At 46.6% G+C, this 17,859-nt stretch carries 16 protein-coding genes; 6 read left to right on the forward strand and 10 right to left on the reverse strand.

The annotated features are described in order from the left end of the window. Positions 1-97 precede the first annotated feature (97 nt). The 3 genes from NST33_RS23845 to NST33_RS23855 all read right to left on the reverse strand — a co-directional run bounded on the left by NST33_RS23845 (position 98) and on the right by NST33_RS23855 (position 4,372). Entirely contained in the window at positions 98-1,348 is a 1,251-nt protein-coding gene (locus NST33_RS23845; protein WP_339185442.1) for a response regulator, read from the reverse strand. A 56-nt stretch (positions 1,349-1,404) separates the two neighbouring features. Continuing rightward, a complete protein-coding gene (locus tag NST33_RS23850; RefSeq protein WP_339178670.1) occupies positions 1,405-3,273 on the reverse strand; it encodes a sensor histidine kinase in 1,869 nt (622 codons plus the stop codon). A gap of 91 nt (positions 3,274-3,364) precedes the next feature. Continuing rightward, positions 3,365-4,372, reverse strand: coding sequence for a substrate-binding domain-containing protein (locus NST33_RS23855; RefSeq protein WP_124116413.1), 1,008 nt, complete (start codon positions 4,370-4,372; stop codon positions 3,365-3,367). 206 nt (positions 4,373-4,578) lie between these two features. Here NST33_RS23855 and NST33_RS23860 point away from each other — a divergent pair, with 206 nt between their 5' ends. Both NST33_RS23860 and NST33_RS23865 read left to right on the forward strand, forming a co-directional pair. Next, positions 4,579-5,160 (forward strand): LysE family transporter, encoded by a 582-nt coding sequence (locus tag NST33_RS23860; RefSeq protein WP_221824677.1) that lies wholly within the window; start codon positions 4,579-4,581, stop codon positions 5,158-5,160. A gap of 19 nt (positions 5,161-5,179) precedes the next feature. Next, positions 5,180-5,965 (forward strand): AraC family transcriptional regulator, encoded by a 786-nt coding sequence (locus NST33_RS23865; protein WP_339305386.1) that lies wholly within the window; start codon positions 5,180-5,182, stop codon positions 5,963-5,965. 344 nt (positions 5,966-6,309) lie between these two features. Here the strand turns inward: NST33_RS23865 and NST33_RS23870 are convergent, their stop codons facing one another. Next, a complete protein-coding gene (locus tag NST33_RS23870; protein WP_221824679.1) occupies positions 6,310-6,882 on the reverse strand; it encodes a hypothetical protein in 573 nt (190 codons plus the stop codon). A 168-nt stretch (positions 6,883-7,050) separates the two neighbouring features. Here NST33_RS23870 and NST33_RS23875 point away from each other — a divergent pair, with 168 nt between their 5' ends. Then, positions 7,051-7,716: a phosphatase PAP2 family protein gene (locus tag NST33_RS23875; RefSeq protein ID WP_221824790.1), complete on the forward strand. Its 666-nt coding sequence runs from the start codon at positions 7,051-7,053 to the stop codon at positions 7,714-7,716. Between the two features lie 162 nt (positions 7,717-7,878). Here NST33_RS23875 and NST33_RS23880 read toward each other — a convergent pair whose 3' ends face one another. Continuing rightward, positions 7,879-9,312 carry a glycoside hydrolase family 1 protein gene (locus NST33_RS23880; RefSeq protein WP_339178678.1) on the reverse strand — a complete coding sequence of 478 codons (1,434 nt, stop codon included), beginning with the start codon at positions 9,310-9,312 and terminating at the stop codon, positions 7,879-7,881. Between the two features lie 308 nt (positions 9,313-9,620). On the opposite strand from NST33_RS23880, the gene NST33_RS23885 reads away from it, so the two are divergent. Together NST33_RS23885 and NST33_RS23890 are read left to right on the forward strand one after the other, a co-directional pair. Then, on the forward strand, positions 9,621-10,562 hold the full coding sequence (locus NST33_RS23885) for a YafY family protein (protein WP_339305388.1): 942 nt from the start codon (positions 9,621-9,623) through the stop codon (positions 10,560-10,562). Positions 10,563-10,635: 73 nt separating this feature from the next. Continuing rightward, complete coding sequence (locus NST33_RS23890) at positions 10,636-11,451, forward strand: class I SAM-dependent methyltransferase (RefSeq protein WP_237177000.1); 816 nt, start codon at positions 10,636-10,638, stop codon at positions 11,449-11,451. A 99-nt stretch (positions 11,452-11,550) separates the two neighbouring features. Here NST33_RS23890 and NST33_RS23895 read toward each other — a convergent pair whose 3' ends face one another. From NST33_RS23895 to NST33_RS23910, 4 genes are all read right to left on the reverse strand, one after another. Further along, positions 11,551-12,345, reverse strand: coding sequence for a hypothetical protein (locus tag NST33_RS23895; RefSeq protein ID WP_339308765.1), 795 nt, complete (start codon positions 12,343-12,345; stop codon positions 11,551-11,553). A gap of 121 nt (positions 12,346-12,466) precedes the next feature. Then, complete coding sequence (locus NST33_RS23900) at positions 12,467-12,883, reverse strand: hypothetical protein (protein ID WP_339305390.1); 417 nt, start codon at positions 12,881-12,883, stop codon at positions 12,467-12,469. Between the two features lie 503 nt (positions 12,884-13,386). After that, the gene (locus tag NST33_RS23905; protein ID WP_076329132.1) at positions 13,387-13,620 is read right to left on the reverse strand and encodes a transcriptional regulator; all 234 of its coding nucleotides are present in this window, start codon (positions 13,618-13,620) and stop codon (positions 13,387-13,389) included. 99 nt (positions 13,621-13,719) lie between these two features. Next, positions 13,720-15,000: an XRE family transcriptional regulator gene (locus tag NST33_RS23910; RefSeq protein ID WP_339305392.1), complete on the reverse strand. Its 1,281-nt coding sequence runs from the start codon at positions 14,998-15,000 to the stop codon at positions 13,720-13,722. 203 nt (positions 15,001-15,203) lie between these two features. Between NST33_RS23910 and fabV the strand changes: the two genes are divergently transcribed. Further along, positions 15,204-16,397, forward strand: a complete 1,194-nt coding sequence (gene fabV, locus NST33_RS23915; RefSeq protein ID WP_036617082.1) for an enoyl-ACP reductase FabV — start codon at positions 15,204-15,206, stop codon at positions 16,395-16,397. Between the two features lie 182 nt (positions 16,398-16,579). Here the strand turns inward: fabV and NST33_RS23920 are convergent, their stop codons facing one another. Next, complete coding sequence (locus NST33_RS23920) at positions 16,580-17,809, reverse strand: crosslink repair DNA glycosylase YcaQ family protein (protein WP_221824685.1); 1,230 nt, start codon at positions 17,807-17,809, stop codon at positions 16,580-16,582. Positions 17,810-17,859: the final 50 nt, after the last annotated feature.

Here is a 17,859-nt window from a genome sequence, read left to right on the forward strand (position 1 = left end):
AGAATCAAAAAAAGACATGCTCCACTTCGCTTCACACGAAGTAGAACATATCCATCTCATTTATCACACGTCTGAATGAACAACTGTAATGCGATATTTAATTCGCGGAAGGATGATAAGCTGTCCCCCCGTTCTTTCGATACTGCACTGGTGAAATGCCCATTGTTTTCTTAAACGCAGTGCTGAAATAATGCTGGGTATCATAACCTACACGCTCAGCTATGGTGTGGATCGGCAGTGTTGTTGAGTCCAACAGCTGTATAGCCTTGCGAATGCGAGCATGCGTGACAAGCGTGACAAAGGAATCATTCAGCTCTTTCTTCAGCACACGACTAAGATATACAGCAGATACTTGTAGACGGGAAGCGAGCGATTCCAGCGTCAGTTCCCGATCGGCATACTCTTCGTGAATAAGTTGTCTTGCCCTGCGCACCAGAGGCGACAACTGCACTTCCCCGTAAACCCGTTCACGGCAATGACGGTACGTATCGGGCGTTTCTTCCAGTGTCCCTGCATGTGTCGCCACATGAGCATGAATGGCAATATTCAGGCAAGAACTGATCTGTTGTTCCAATAGAGACTCTATTTCTTCAGGAGCTTCCTGCCACAGACACATGCCGATCAAGCCGCTTACGTCCCGAAACAGGACATGTGGCACGTCCCCCAGCAGTTCACTAATTATATTTTCCACTGCAAACAGAAACAACTGACGATCATTCTCTCTCAGTATCGTCTGACGAGCTTCAGCGGCAGGCCAGCGTACGACCCCGATCTGCACAGGTGGGACGGCGGGCAGCCGTAAAAACACAAGCTGCTCCGTCAGATCCCTTCCTTCAGCCTGCCCCTCCAGCCACTCCAGCATAAATCGCTGGCGAAGCAACGGGATATTACGTTCAATCTGATGAGCTGCCTGTTGTACATATGCCGTCCTCTGGTGCTCTTCAGTAAGTCGCTGATGCAATCGCTCAAGTGCAGCATATAATTGTTCTGCTTGCACAGGCTTCAAGATGTAATCCTCTACGCCAAGACGAACCGCCTCCTGCGCATATGCAAATTCATCATGTCCCGAGATGATCAGGTAACGACAGCCCGGGCACTTCTGCTGAAGGGCACGGATTAGTTCGATACCGTTCAGGAATGGCATATTCATATCAACGAGAACAATATCCACACCCAAGTCAGCCGCCCGTTCCAGCGCTTCCTCGCCATCTTCCGCTTCACCAACAACCTCCATCCCAAGCGTTGCCCAGTCAATGGCATCTCGAATCCCCTCACGAATGATCGGTTCATCATCAGCGATGAGCACGCGGTATTTCTTCGCCACATCGCTATCCTGCGTAATCTCCATTACCGTGGCTGAAGCGGGTGTCTCATCTGTTTCAGTGGAAGTTGTCACGGTCGACTTCATGAATTTTCCCATTCACTCTCCTGCCTCTCTTCGTTATTGATTTGCTTGGTTGGTGGGAGCTCCCGCATCAACGGATGAATGATGGTCACACTCGTTCCTTCACCTTCCTGGCTCTCCAGCACAATACCGTACTCGTCACCAAAGGACAGCCGGAGACGGGCCTGCACATTCAACATTCCATAACTTTTGCCTGTCATCCCAGGCGAAGACGCTTCCAAACTGGCCAAAGGAGCTTCGAGCAGCTGTTGCATCTCGGCAAGCCGTTCGTTGGACATTCCTGCTCCATTATCCTGAACGGTCAGCAGCAGTCTGTTATGTTCCAATCTGGCCTCCACCCGAATGTGTCCCGGCCCACGTCTGCCCTTGATTCCATGATAGATTGCATTCTCTATTAGGGGCTGAAGCAGCAGCTTTAACACAAAAAGGTTCCGCAGATCCTCTGGAATATTCAATGTATACTGAAGACGATCGCGGTATCGTGTCTGCTGAATTTGCAGATAGCTGGTCATATGCTCAATCTCGGAATGCAGCGGAATGTAATCCTGTCCTTTACTAAGCCCTATGCGAAATAATCGAGATAACGCGCCTACCATGCCGGATACATCTTCTGCACCCTCTTTGCGTGCCATCCAATGAATCGTATCCAGGGTATTGTACAAAAAGTGTGGTTTGATATGCTCCTGCAAACTTCGCATCTCAGCGTCACGCTTCTGCCGCTCCCGCAATTCATTAAGTGATATCAGTTCTCGAATCTGTGCCAGCATTCGGTTATAACTGTTGCCAAGCATGCCAATCTCGTCAGCGCGATCACTCCAGCGGCCTGGTCTGAGATTGCCGGTCTCCGCCCTGCGCATGTAGGACATGAGCCGAAAAATGGGCTGAGCAATGGAACGGGAGAACCATAAAGAGGCGCTCAGGCCAAACAAACACACCACAAATACAAAGCTAACCACGTAAAACTGGATTTGGCGTACTTCGGATATCGAGTCTCTTGTGGGAAATACCCCTACCGTTCTCCAACCCGTAAAGGTAGACGACTGATACATGAATAATAACGTTCCACCTTCTGTATCGGCGGTAAATGTTCCACTCTCACCGGAGGGGAACCAGTCTGTGGGAATGTGTTCTATTAGCGGGTGCTCCGGCTTGTATACACTTTGACCTTCTGCATCCGTCACCATCACATAACCGGATTTCCCCAAGGTTACATTACGGGCAGCCTGAGAGACGGACCTTAGTTTAAGATCAATCATAATAACGCCCCGCACACGTCCTGACGCTTCATCCGTTATGGAGCGTGCAACCGATACAATCTCATCATCCTTGTACCGTACATGTGTCGTGAGATTACGGTCTTTCGGCTGACCCAATACCATGAAGATGCCCGGATTGGCCGAAGCTTTTTGGTACCAATTTTCCTGGATCAGGCTCTGTTCCGCTCGGGGATACATCTCGTTGCTAATATAGTCACCACTTGCATTGACGAGAACGATCCCGGCGATTTCAGGATACAATGTTGTGAACCCCTGCAAGGTTTGTTTGATGCCATATAACCGATTTTGCTGTGTTTCGGTAATTGTGTCCATGTCCATCGATTCGATGCCTGCATCATCATTCGGTGGCATTTTGTCGTTCATAAAACCATCAATATCCGGGTCAAATGCAATCAGATAGGTCATATTTTGCAAATTCTCCATTTTGCTGTTCAGAGCTTCATTCACTTTGCCAATCAGTTGCATGGTATGCCCTTCAACCTGTCGCTCAACTACCCGCTCCACCGTCCAGTTCACAAGCAACCCAAGTCCTACGGAAGGTACAATGGCGAATAGCAGAAAAAGCAGCATCAGCTGGTAGCGAAGGGGCATATTACGCAAGCGTAAACGCCGAATCCCGTTCCTGAAAGTTGAGAGAATCGCTCTCCTGCTCCAATGCCCTGGACTCTTAAAATCCTCCTTGTTATTTGGCATAGTAATCATCCACATCCGAGCGTGTCACCACAGAGATGCCTGTGTCCACCATCACGGGAAGCGGTGCATTTTCACCGGATGAAGATGGGGCAGGAACCGTTAACTGGTGATGTAGATGGAACAGATATTGGAGTGACCAATATCCCATATTCCAGGTTCCCTGTGCAATTGTAGCTGAGATCGTACCGTTCTTGATCATATCCAATGTAGCCTTATTTGTATCAAACGAAATAATCTGCAACGGATGTCTGTCCCCGGCAGTTTGAACGGCTTCCCCCGCTCCTGCCCCTCCGGTAGCTTCAGTCACAAAAATACCCGCCAGCTCGGGATGTTCCTTCATCATTCTCTGTGTTTCGTCTCTGGATACCATCGCATCGCCGTGTCCGTCTGCAACTTCAACAATCTGCATGGAAGGGTATCTCTCCTTGATCGTATCGCGGAAGCCCTTCGTGCGCTCTTCATGATTTTGTTGTCCGGGCAAGGTTAATACCGCGACCTCTCCCTCACGACCCAGCAGTTCAGCCATTTTATCGGCAGCCATTACACCCGACTTGTAATTATCTGTCCCAAGAAAAGAATAGGCCTGGCTATCGGGTGCATCCGCGTCAAATAATACAACAGGGATATCTGCGTCGATTGCCTTGTTAATCGCTGGAACTAACGATTGAGGATCGATTGCAGATATAGCAATGCCTGCGGGTTTACGAGCGATAGCCTGCTCGATTACCATGGTCTGCTCCTTCGCATCATACCGGGTAGCCCCGCGATATTCTACGGTCACGCCAAGCGCATCCGCGGCATCCTCGAAGCCTTTGAGCGGGCTCTTCCAATACTCCAGCCCGGACTGGAATGTAATCATGATATACGTCTCTCCGATATCACCGCGCAGCCCCCGGTCCTCCCAAGAACTGTTTACCTGACTGGTGTATTCGAATCTCAACACATACAACGCAAATGCTGAGATTAGCAAAATGTAAACAAGCAACATTTTTTTCATTCCGTTCACTTCCTCAAGTTGTCTGATCACCTTGTACTTCGTTTAAATTGTAAACGCAATCATTCAAAAAGAAAACTCCCCCTTATCTTTTAAAAGGAAGCTCCTGTTGCTAACGGTGTACCTGCTGCAATAATGTACTATATGGTTTCTCCCTCTAGACGTATGATCATGGAACTAAACTACAACCTGAGGAGAGCATCATCACTATGAATCTTGCATCTTTTTTAATCTACTGCATCGTCGTTACATTCACCCCCGGCCCCAGCAATATCGTAATTCTTTCTTCCGTACAACATGTTGGGGCACGTCAAACGATGCAATATGTGTGGGGAGCTACGCTGGCATTTGGTCTGCTGCTTACCGCTTCAGCTTTTCTTAATCAGCTTCTTGCGGGAGTGTTGCCCGGAATTCTGAAGGTGATGCAGATTGTCGGCGGCCTGTACATGGTGTATCTGGCGTACCAGATCTACAAGATGGGTACCACGGAGGATGCACCAAAACAAGTTACCGGATTTTGGAACGGTTTCATCATGCAATTTGTGAATCCAAAGGTAGTCTTGTTTACTTTCACTGTCATTCCAAGTTATGTATTGCCCTTTTATCAAAGTTCATTTTCTTCGTTCCTGTTCGTGGTGTTAATTACCTTCATTGGATTCCTGGCCTATTCCAGTTGGGTTGTTTTTGGCACGGTTTTCAAAACGTTGCTGAATCGCCACCAGAAAATACTAAGTATTCTCATGGCCCTTTTTTTGTTATACTCAGCCATTATAGTATCCGGATTAATCTAAAGCTTGGGAGGTGTGCTGCATGGAACGATTTAACTATAAAAAGTCGCAAGACGTGCTGGCACTATCCGCCAGCTTTACTGATTTTGCATACAAAAAACATTGCCATGAAGAGTATGCGGTTGGCGTAACCCTGCGTGGCATTCAACAATACAACCTGGACGGACAATATCAGGCGTCTCACCAAAATGGTGTCATGTTGTTCAACCGTGAACAGTCCCATGATGGAAGTTCCTATGATAAGGCTGGCATTGACTATGTGATGCTGTATTTGAAGCCGGAATTGGTAGAGGAGATTATAGGCAAAAAGGAATTGTGTTTTGGAAGTCCCATCGTCTATGATCCCGAGCTTGCCCGTAAGATCCTGATGCTGAACGACGCCGTTCAACTCAGACAGGACGAAGCCGAGTGCAGCGAACGGGTCTTCGATCTGGTTCACCTTCTGGCTCAGAAGGAAATGGACACCAAGCTCTGGTTGCCTCAGGACAGTCTGGTTCGAAAAGCCAAGGAAATCATGTTTTGCAGCACCGAAGATGTGCTCAAGCTGGACAACCTAAGTTCCGAATTTGGCATGTCCAAGTTTCAATTTATCCGTGAATTCAAGGCACATGCAGGTATATCCCCCTACCAGTTTTTCTTAAACTGCAAGGTGGAGCGTGCCCGTCAATCCATCGAAAAGCAGAAGGACGTATATACTGCTGTTGCCGATTGCGGATTTGTTGATCTGACCCATCTGAATCGTCATTTCAAACGGGTATTTGGTGTCACAGCTTATGAATACATGTTGCAGTTAAACTATAAAAGATGAACTAAAGAATATACACTGGCCACTCCGATGACAGAATAACCTTCTGATCGCTGTTATCCCCAGATTTTTTTGATCCCTTTTTATAAAGGGAAAATCCGGGGATAGCGTATGCTTCCGATGTAGCTTTCTTTCAGAAAGCTTTTAGGCGAACGCTACGCTTCTTCTGGTTCTTTCTGTCCTCTCCGTTTTGTGTAAATGTTTAGTTTAATTTATATAGTTTCATCGGATCGATAGTTCCAGCTCCAATTGGATACAATTTTGACGCCACTCCTGAAAATCCCCGTATGGAACGCGGATGTACCTCAACGTTCTTACGGGGATTGGCTTCTTTTTTCGTTGGGCACTCAGATTCTTTTCTTTCGTCTCCATATCCACACGACTGCCAACGCTGCCAATAAAATGACTCCACCATATAATATGAGTTGGATATATTCACTTCTCCCATCGGTGGTTTCTCCAAAATCTTCTTTACTTACAAGCTTGCCCGCACCCAGCAATTTCAGATCGTCTCCGGCTTGTTCAATTGGAACATTGCGACTGCACAGATTCGTATGAAGCTTATGATCCACTTCATATTGATAAGCATAGATCAGGTAGGATTGATTCTTTTCAAATTGAATGCCACAGGACTCAGAACCACCGTCACTCGCGAGAATTTTCATCTTTTTGGCATTAACCCCCTTCCATGCAGTATCTACATCAAAGGTATACTCTCTTAAGATGCCATCATGCTTCGACTGTTGAGAACGTCCCTTCTTCACCACTTCTCCTGTAAATACAGTTGTGTTTGTCTTCAATCTCTCTTGAACATTACTCTCGACACAACTGCAAGCATACACTTTCTCTCCGGGAAATAGAGCTAACCCAGACGTAACCAACAGTAAGACCAACATGCACATCACCAACCGTCGTTTCATTCCGCCCACTCCCCTATTAGATTCTCTGCTCAAACAACCGTGTTAAGGTTACATATTTTTATTGCTGCAATAATTATTGTAAAATTATAGCACAATACCAATATGGCTATGATCGCATTCGCAGACACAATCTACAAAATCAAACATCGCGGAGGAACTGAACATTTGATGCAAAACTGGAAAAGAAACGTCTCATTCCCGTTGCTCGTTGCAGCGTTATGCATGATCGCTTTTGTAAGCATCGCCCTGTCCATCAGCGACAACCAGATTCATCGATTTGATGATACCTTAATCGGATGGATTCAGGGGTTGGAATCCCCTGGTATGACACAATTCATGCACCTTTTCACCTGGATCGGCAGCGAAATGCCAGTGGTCTTCATTACCATCATCGCCATGATTGTGTTATACATTTTCCTGCGACACAAACGCGAACTGCTCTTCCTGGCTTGTGTGATCGCAGGTTCAACCCTGTTAAATGCATTGCTCAAGCTGGTATTCCAGCGTGCCAGACCTACCATTAACCGAATCATTGAAGTGAGCGGTTATAGCTTCCCCAGTGGGCATTCTATGGCAGCATTTAGCCTGTATGGTGGACTGGCCTTTCTAATCTGGAAACATGTACCCACCGTCACTGGACGTGTACTGATGATTATTGCCAGCGCCGTATTTATACTGACCATTGGGATAAGTCGTATCTACTTGGGGGTACATTATCCAAGTGATATTGTCGGCGGATACTTCTTAAGTGGTTGCTGGCTCTCCACATGCATATGGTTTTATCGGCGGCATTTGGAACGCATGTCCCAACTGCAAAGCAGAAGACTGGCCTAGGCGGCCCGCTGTTGTACTACACAAAGAAATACCCGGCTTTCCTTAACTGAAGGATAGCCGGGTATTTCTATATTCATTATAGTAGTCCTGAACTCGTTCAGATACATGAATCCGCTTGTCCCATTTAAGCGAACAGACGGATCTGTTTTTTTTTACACCAAATTATAACTCTTCACCATTGGATTCGATAACTTTTTTGTACCAGTGGAAACTCTTCTTCGGTGTTCTGCTCAAGTCTCCGTTACCGTCGTTGTCTTTATTGACATGAATGAAGCCATAACGCTTCTTCATCTCTCCAGTGGATGCACTAACCAGGTCGATACATCCCCACATGGTGTAGGCAATCAGATCTACGCCGTCAGCTACCGCTTCTTTCATCTGCTCAATGTGACCTTTCAAATAATCAATGCGATAGTCATCTTGAATGGTGCCATCTTCCTCTACCACATCAACAGCGCCCAGACCGTTCTCAACCACCATCAGTGGAATCTGATAACGATCATACAGATGATTCAGCGTGTAACGCAGTCCTTTTGGATCAATCTGCCAACCCCAGTCGGAGGCTTCGAGATATGGATTTTTGATACCGCCAAGCAGATTACCTTCTGCTCTCTCGAGGGACTCGTCTGCACTTTCAACCAAAGACATGTAATAACTGAAGGAGTAGAAGTCTACGCAGCCGTCACGCAGGGTCTGTTCATCATCTGGTTGCATCTCGATCTGGATGCCTTCTTCGGCGAAGAAACGTTTGGCGAATCCAGGATACGCTCCACGAACCTGAACATCACCGCAGATCATGTTGGAGATTTGGTCTTTCTTCTGTGCGAGCAACATGTCGTCCGGGTTACATGTGTTTGGATAGGTTGTCATGAAAGCGACCATACAGCCGATCTGAAAATCAGGGTTGATTTCATGTCCCAGCTTCACCGCTTTGGCACTGGCAATGAATTGATGATGTAATGCCTGGAAACGAGTCTGTGGATCATCCACTCCGTCGACCAGTGTCTCTTTACCTTCAAACAGAATACCTGCAGCCATATAAGCACCCATCGGCATCGTCAGACAGTTGATTTCGTTGAACGTTAGCCAGTATTTGACCTGATCCTTGTATCGATTAAAGAGGGTTGTACAATAGCGGATATAACAGTCGATGACTTCACGGGAAGCCCAGCCATTATACTTCTGTGTCAGACCAAATGGCGTTTCATAATGGGAGATTGTTACGAGCGGCTCAATATTGTATTTTTTCAACTCGGCAAAGACGTTATCGTAGAACTGCAATCCCTCTTCGTTTGGCTCCAGATCGTAACCGTTCGGATAGATCCGGGACCAGTTGATGGACATGCGGAACATTTTGAAGCCCATCTCTGCCATCATGGCAATATCTTCTTTGTAATGTCCGTAAAAATCAACCGCTTCATGGCTCGGATAATACGTGCCCTCTTCCAATACAGGCGTAATCCGGCGTGGAATCGTGTGAGTTCCCCCTGTCATCATGTCCGACGTGCTTGGCCCTTTGCCACCCTGGTTCCATCCACCCTCGAATTGATTGGCAGCCGTTGCGCCACCCCAGTAAAATCCTTCTTTCATTGTCATGACCAGTTCCTCCTTCATATTTAACTCATTTCGATATAAAGTGCTTGATATTATGCGAGTAGCCGTTCCGGTCACGAATCGTTCTTCTGATCGCTGTTATCCTCGGATTTCTTTTATTCCCATTTCTAAATGGAAAAATCCCATGATAAATGCGAACACTTCGTTTCTTCAGAATCGATATCGTCCCCTTCACTACTTCGCAATAAATGAAGAACAAATTATAAGACTGAGTCAAAATGTCTTGGTAAGACTTTTACACCAGTGTACCACCCATACCCTGACACCTATTGTCATGGTATAATAAGAGCATGGAAAATAACCGACTATTTCGAATGTTGCTTTTGTTATTGGAGAAAAAGAAAGCCACCGCACCCGAACTCGCCCGTATGTTCGAGATTTCTGTACGCACGGTGTATCGTGATATCGATCGGTTGAGTGCTGCGGGCATTCCCGTCTATACAACGACCGGCAAGCATGGCGGTATCCATCTGATGGACAACTATGTCATGGACAAGTCCCTGTTGTCAGAAGAAGACCAGAATGAAATTTTGATGGGACTATACAGCATCAGTGCGATCCCCCATCTTAACAGTGCCCATATGCTCCAACGGTTAACCGCCCTTTTTGATCACAAGCTGGATTGGATCGAATTCAATTTCTCACCATGGGGCAGCATCCCTCTGCAGGAGAGAGAACTGTTCAATCAGGTGAAGCAGGCTATATTAACGAATCAACTGATTACGTTTCATTATGTTAATTCGGATGGTGAGAAGAGCATTCCGACCGTGGAGCCACAGAAACTTATATTCAAAAACAGTACATGGTACTTCAAAGGCTATATTCATGATGATCCTGAGCGGAAAGAATTCGAGACATTCAAAATGAAACGGATCACCCAATTGAGTTTTCTAACGAGAAAACACGATCACTCTGTTACTGCCGGATCAAACGACCCTGAATCAGAAGCAGCTCCTGTCCTTACTCCTCTTACACTCTCGTTCTCCAGCAATATTGCATACCGAGTGTATGATTTTTTCGAACCCTCCCTCATTAAAAAAGAGCCTGATGGCAGGCTCCGTGTTTCTCTCGAACTGAATGTAGGGGAATGGCTCTACTCCTTCCTGCTGTCGTTTGGTTCCGAGCTGACCGTAATCGAGCCTGTTCATGTTGGACAGGAATTGCTCAGACGTCATATCAAAGCTGTTGAACATTTGCAGAACGTCATGAACAAACTTCCCAACAATGAATGATATAATATAGGCCTATACAACTTTTGATCACAGCTGACTCTCCGTCATCCATCTGACCGAAGGAGGTTTATTCATGCAAGACATTAGACGCAACAATGTGGAACGTTTCAAAGGTTTTGGTACGTTATACGATCAGAACCGACCAGCTGCTCCCACTGAAGTGGTGGATATTCTAACGACATATCTTGGCAGCACACCGCGTATGGTCGCAGATATCGGTTGTGGCACTGGCTTATCCTCGTGGATCTGGCTTAATGAAGCTGAACGTATCATCGGCTTTGAACCCAGCGATGACATGAGGTCTGTAGCTGAATCCAAGTGGGAATCTGCCGGGAAGCCGGATAACCTGCGGTTTGTGTCCGGCTTGTCTCACGACCTCGGACTACCAGATGGCAGTGTGGATGTGCTGACCTGCTCGCAATCGTTTCACTGGATGGAGCCGCAACCCACACTACGCGAGTTTGCACGTGTACTTCGTACAGGGGGCATATTTGCAGCCTACGATTGCGACTGGCCGCCAATGTTAGACTGGCAGTTAGAACAAGCCTATCTGCAGCTGAATAAGGAAGCAGATCAACGAGCAGCCAGTCTGGCTCCCCAGAATAGTCAGGCACACAAATGGAGCAAGGATGGGCATTTGCAGCAGATTCAGCAGTCCGGGCTGTTCCGATATGTTCGGGAAATCGTATTTCATCACCACGAGACTTTCACAGCCGATCGATATGTCAATCTCGCCCTGAGCCAAGGCGGCCTGCAAACGGCGTTGAAGCTCGGAGCGGATGATCTATTAACAACTGCTGACGAGTTCAGAGCGCTGGCTAATCGTGTATTCGATGGAGAATCCAGAAAAGTACTCTTTTCTTATCGCATGCGCCTTGGTATTGTTTGAAAACCGTTCGTTGCTTGCCTCTCTCATACATACCAAAATGAAAAAGGAGGTCCTACACGTCATAAACATGATCTGCAGGACCTCCTTTTGTCTACATCCTCAGGAGGAGAATAAGTCACTTAATTGTCGCTCCTGTACATTCAATGCCAACACCAATTTTGTTGGGTCTTGTCTTGAATAGATGACGTTAATGATATGACCTTGCTGCACCTGCGGCAGCGCAGATGACAAAATTTCTTTTTGCGTTGTAACATTGAAGGTTTCACCGTTCGTCTTTGTTATACTGAGTTTGAGCTGAAGCTTGATCTTACTACTACCTCCACTCCCAAGTGGAGTGACATCAAGGATCTTGGCCATCGCTTTTTCCCCTGTTCTTGCAATATCCATCATTTCAGGTGATACGCCTTGCTGTACCATCTTTTCATCCAGCAATTGCTGCATATCTTCCTGTGATAATTGCCCCTTCATATCAATCCCTACCTTGCACTCATCCTTTACAGAGACAACTAACGGAATAAAACTGCCCGGCTGAAACTGTGCCATGGAAGTCAGCGGAATGACGGCTTTCATCTCGGTATCGTATTTCTCGCGCCCCTTACGCGACACCGTCAGACCCAATCGAACCTCAGGCTGTTCATTAATATACGTCCCCGTCTGTTGTATAGTCTTAATGACCCCAACTGCGGGTAAACCTGTCTTCACTCGACCTACGCCAAAAATATTGCTCAAAATCGCAGGAACAAAGATCAGTGCAAACCCGGCAAAGATCGCCGGAGTGTACCACCATGCCTGCATAATCATAAACGGATCATTCCACAGTTGCTGTGCCAGAAATGGGGAGAACCCCACTCCGAACACCGTTAATACGCCAATCAATCTTAGGAATCCCACCATATGATCCACCCTCTCTTAACCCTTCTCTTACTATCTCTTCAATACCTCTAATACATATCTATTTATCGTTGTTATACGTATTATATAGATGGAACATCACTGTCTTATAACCAAATACCTTCTAGATGGACAATAGCCCTATGTAGATCAGCTCGGACGGATTTGCTGGATTCTGACCTAATCCCACCCGATCGCCTACTCGTGGAATCTGCATTTTGGACACCAGTGTCTCCAATGTTCGCTGATACTGGTTACCATTCGTTTCGGTCACATCCAATACAAGCACAACAATCGGATCAAAGTTGATCAGTTTGCCTGTATCGGTGATTGTCACCACCGTTGCTGTTGCCGTTAAAGGCAGAGAACCACTCGCCGCCAACTGTGCCTGCTTTGCCGAATCCAGACTTTGGTTGATCGCCTCCCGATGTTCCTTTGATACAAAACCTTTCATCATCATGCCCGTGAGTCCTTTATTCATCATTTTATCCGCTTTAGCAATTGCATCTTCCTGTTTGTTCTTTTTACCGAACCATCCCATATCAAACACCTCATTTGTTTTATTTGTTTTTAGAAGTTGTTCAAAAAGTCCACTTTTGATTACGAATCATGCCTAGCGGCATCATCAGCATCGAATATGAAATTCAGCCGAAATGTCCGTTGCTCACGTAGGTCTCCTACGCTCCGCTACTCCATTTCTATCTTCATTCCATCTTCTCGGTACTGAAAACCAGACTTTTTGAACACGTATTTATAGTTAAATTATAAACACCGTGACTTGTCCTTGAATACCCTTCTGGCGGCATACAAAAAAAACGAAAAATCCGGTCATTGAATGACGGGATGATCGCCTCTTTAGTAAGGAATGATGCTAATTTCACAAAAAAAGATCTACTGATCCGATCTTCATTTCACGATTGGTAGCCATATTTTGTGCCAAATCCATCGGCAATGCACAAAATCATGCCAAAAACATAACTTTAAGCTTTCTCGAACCTCCAGACGGACTAGTGGTAGCCTTAATGCAACCTGCCACTTACTCCATTAATCTCCTTTTATTTCATTGTCGTTCGGTATTAATTCATACAAGGTACGAACATCACAACCGATGGAATCGGCGATCGATATGGCAATTTTGAGTGGCATCACTCTTTTGTTTTCAATAAAGTCGTAAACTCGTTCCGGTTTAAAAAGTAAGTCTTTTGCCAACCATTCTGCTGACTTTCCGGATTCCATCAATCGTTCACTCAGTAAGCAACGTCCTAGTTCAAATTTCAAGAAGCGATGACCTCCCGCATTAGATAATATTTAACCTTAAGCGTGGTCCATTGCCAGCATGAATATACTCTTATGGGTAAATCCAAGCTGATTTCCGCTCTATTTTTTGCGTAACAGGTAGACCAGCTTCCGATAATACATCGCCGCTTCCTTGTATTTCCGCTGATCCTCCGATACTACGGCCATCCCCTCATATAACGGCTCAAGCCGCATGACATGCTGCGCGGACTCAAAATAAGGCAGACACGCAAGCGCACGTTCCATGAAAACATCCCGATCTCCATGCGCAAGAGCCAGATGGCTCTGGTAGAAGGTTGCGCTCATCTGCTGGTCCTGTGTTGTTGCACATTTCAAGAGTTGATCTACACTCTGCGCGAGCACGCCCCAGTTCTTCCGTGCCAGAGCCACTTCGCATCGATACACACTGACGAGCGGCTGCATGGCGATCTGTGTTTCTTCCGTTTCCTGCTGCAATAACGATTCAAATCGTTCAATCTCCGCCTGTGCCTGATCCAGTTCACCTGTCATCGTCAGCATGACAATACGATTGTTGGCAATCGCCGTCACCAGATCTCCCTGGTTGCCAGCATACACGAGGTTTGCCTCCGCCATCGTTAATGCCGAGAGCGCCTCCTGAACCAGCCCCATTGCGAAGCAATAACCACTATATGCCACATATAACCCAGACAACCGATGGAACATCCGCTGATCATAGACATGACGCATCGTAAGCTCGAATACCTGTTTTGCCTCTTCATACTGTTTGACCTGAATGTAGGCTTCCATCTTGATATTTTGCACAGACAACCAGAATTCACTGCCAGGAAGCGCCAGCTCACTGAGCCTGGTTGCATGAGTTAGTACATCCACAAAAGCCATTTTGGAACGATAATATTGTATTTTATAGAATAAAAGTGCCTTGACTAACGGACGTGGCAGATCAATATCGTCTGGGCGACCGTATTTCTCCAGGTAAAAATTGAGGTAGGAGGTATGTATATACTCATGAGCCGTTGCATCGTTTAATTGCTGATAATAAACCGCCTTCATCAAGGCCGTTGTCAGCTCAATGGTCAACGTGTCATCCCGATCTGCCAGTGCATGCACCGTATCTTCGGATATCGCCGACGCTGGAACAGACATTTGTTCGAAAACGACTTCTGCCCGTTCAATTGTTTCCTCGTCCTGAGCGGCAGCTTTTAGAATATAGGAAGGGGATACCCCAAGACGCCCGGCGATGGCTTCTGCCAAGTCCTCAGGTAGAGGATAACGATCCGCCAGGATATTGGCAAAGTGGGCCTGCGTGACCAGACCTTCCACAAGGTCTTTACGGGAGATTTGTTTTCTTTTGCTTAGCAGTTCAATGCGTTCCTTCAGCATGGTACCCCTGTCCTTTCTATCCTAACAAGCGAGTACATTCTATTCACATCATCGCAAAATTAGAGATATCACGCCACCCTTCCGGCGAAATCAAACGAAACGGTTTCCGTTTCCGAGGTAATTGTTTTACAATAAGAAAGTATGTGTAAGAGCATTTTATCGAAATGCTGAAACATGAGCTGAATATGAAAGGATGCAAATAAATGATTATTAAACCAAGAACACGTGGTTTTATTTGTACCACTTCCCATCCTGTAGGTTGCGCTGCGCAAGTGCAGGAACAGATTGATTATGTGAAATCCCAGCCTGAGCTGAAAGGACCGCGTAATGTTCTCGTGATCGGTGCTTCCACCGGATACGGTCTCGCGTCACGTGTTGTTTCTGCCTTTGGAGCTGGAGCGAATACAGTCGGCATTTATCGTCCAAGCAGTTCCACAGAGAAACGTACAGCTTCTGCAGGCTGGTACAACTCCGCTGCATTCGAAAAAGCTGCTGAGGAAGCAGGCCTGAAATCGTACAGCGTTACAGGTGATGCATTTGCAAACGAAACACGAGACAAAGCCGTTGAACTGATTCGCAGTGAACTCGGTCAAGTCGATCTGGTCGTATACAGCGTAGCCTCGGCACGCCGTACCGATCCGAACACGGGTGAAGTATTTAACTCTGTGCTGAAGCCTATCGGACAATCCTACACGAACAAAACGGTGAACTTCCACACAGGCGAAATTAGCTCCGTTACCCTTGAACCGGCAAACGAAGAGGAAATTCGTCAGACGGTAACCGTTATGGGCGGAGACGATTGGGAACTGTGGATGGATGCCCTGCAACAAGGCGGCGTGCTTGCTGACGATGCAACAACGATCGCTTTCTCCTACATCGGTCCTGAACTTACCCATGCCATTTATCGTGATGGTTCCATCGGTCAAGCCAAGAATCATCTGGAAGCGACTGCACACAAGCTGAATGATCGTTTGAGTGCCAAAGGTGGACGTGCGTACTTAACTGTAGCCAAGGCGCTGGTGACTCAATCCAGTTCGGCAATTCCAGTGGTGCCGTTGTACATCTCAGCATTGTACAAAGTCATGAAAGAAAAAGGCTTGCATGAAGGATGCATCGAGCAATTGCAACGTCTGTTCGCTGATCGCTTGTATGCGGGAGGAGAAGTTCCAACCGATGCCGAAGGCCGTATTCGCATTGACGATTGGGAGATGAGAGCTGACGTTCAGGAAGAAGTGGCGAAGCTCTGGAATGAGTTGACCACAGAGAACATCTACGATCTGTCCGATCTGGAGGGTTACCGTCGCGAATTCTTCCAGCTGTTTGGTTTTGAAACCGATGGTGTGGATTATGAAGCAGATGTTGATCCCAACGTTGAAATGCCTCATCTGGTGAACTAAAGAAGTTTTGGCGTGGACGTGAGCTTAGATTTTCGTTAGAGCTAACTTGCGGATATCATGTTAAAGATCGGATTTTAAAATCAATGAAGGAGGAGCCATCTGGCTCCCCTTTTTTTTGCCCTTTTAAAATCACTCAACAATTCCAATTTCCTTATCCATACATTCTTTCGTATTTCCCCTAATCAAATCGATTTAAGCAGCTTTTTCAGCTCTTTTGGCACCGTCTTCTCGATAGTAATGGAACGTGCTCCATGCATGGACGCAAAGAATTGAAGCCCCTCCCGAAAATCCGTAATCCAATCCTCCACAGGTGGAGCAGTCTCTTCCATCGATAACAAACGAACGGTAAGCACCCCCGTTTTGCGATCAAGTCTTGGGTCCATACGTCCAATCAGCCGATCACCGTGAAGAATAGGCATGGCATAATAACCGTAGGTTCTTTTCACCTCTGGTGTATAAATCTCCCATTTATAATGAAAATCGAATAAATCCACAATACGCTCTCTTCTCCATAACAGGTTGTCCAGCGGCGGCAGGAAACGGACCGGACCGGACGGATCATAGTGTGGCTCTTCCCTTTCCATATGCCGTAACAAATCCTCATCTTCAGCACGAATATAATAAGGCGTCGCCACGTCCTCCACCTTAAGCGGGATCATTCGCCCATCTGACACACGGGCAGCAATATCGGCCCGACGTTCAGCCGCTGTAGATTTCAGCCAACCCAGACGGGGATCACGGGCATCTACGACCCGATACGCATGAATGTATTTATCCAGCAGGGTCTGTCTCTGCGCCAACACATCCATGTCTTCTTTCATCGGAAGTCCCTGTTGTTGCAATCCGGATTCGGTAATATGAAAATAACGTTCATTCCCCTGCCTCGCCACCACACGAATTTCAGCGGAGTCTAACAGTAAATTCAGAGCAAGTGTGGTATCCTTCGTCTTAGGCACATCTGCACTGTCCCAATAACCACTTACCCGCTCAACAGCACGAAAGGCTCTTGATGGTAAAGGTCCTTCTTCCTTCAAACGCTGTAACACATGCTGCACTGTTTTCTCTAAACCTTGCAAGGAGGGAGCCAGACGCTCCTTTAATCGAGCACGCACAGGTTCAAAGAGAGCATAGTCCTCGATTGGAATGACACAGGCAGCATTTGCAAAATATTCAAACACCTTGTGATCACTCAGCAGTGTATATAAGCTGTCAGCAGTATAACCAGGGTCACGAGCCCCCAGCACCAAATGCTGGTTTCCGGTTACAGCAGCCACAGGATCGATCTGCACGCAACCAAGGGAGCGAATCATACTCAAAACTTGGTCCGGTCCTGAAGGTAAGGAAACTGCGGGCCAACGTCCCAGTAAAGCTTGCGTTTGCAGCAAAAAACGCCGAACGATTTTTTTATTCATGTGCAGCGCTGTTGTCATATGTATAGGTTCTTCCCTTCATTCATATATAC

It is taken from the genome of Paenibacillus sp. FSL L8-0435, assembly GCF_037965655.1.
Taxonomy (GTDB): domain Bacteria; phylum Bacillota; class Bacilli; order Paenibacillales; family Paenibacillaceae; genus Paenibacillus.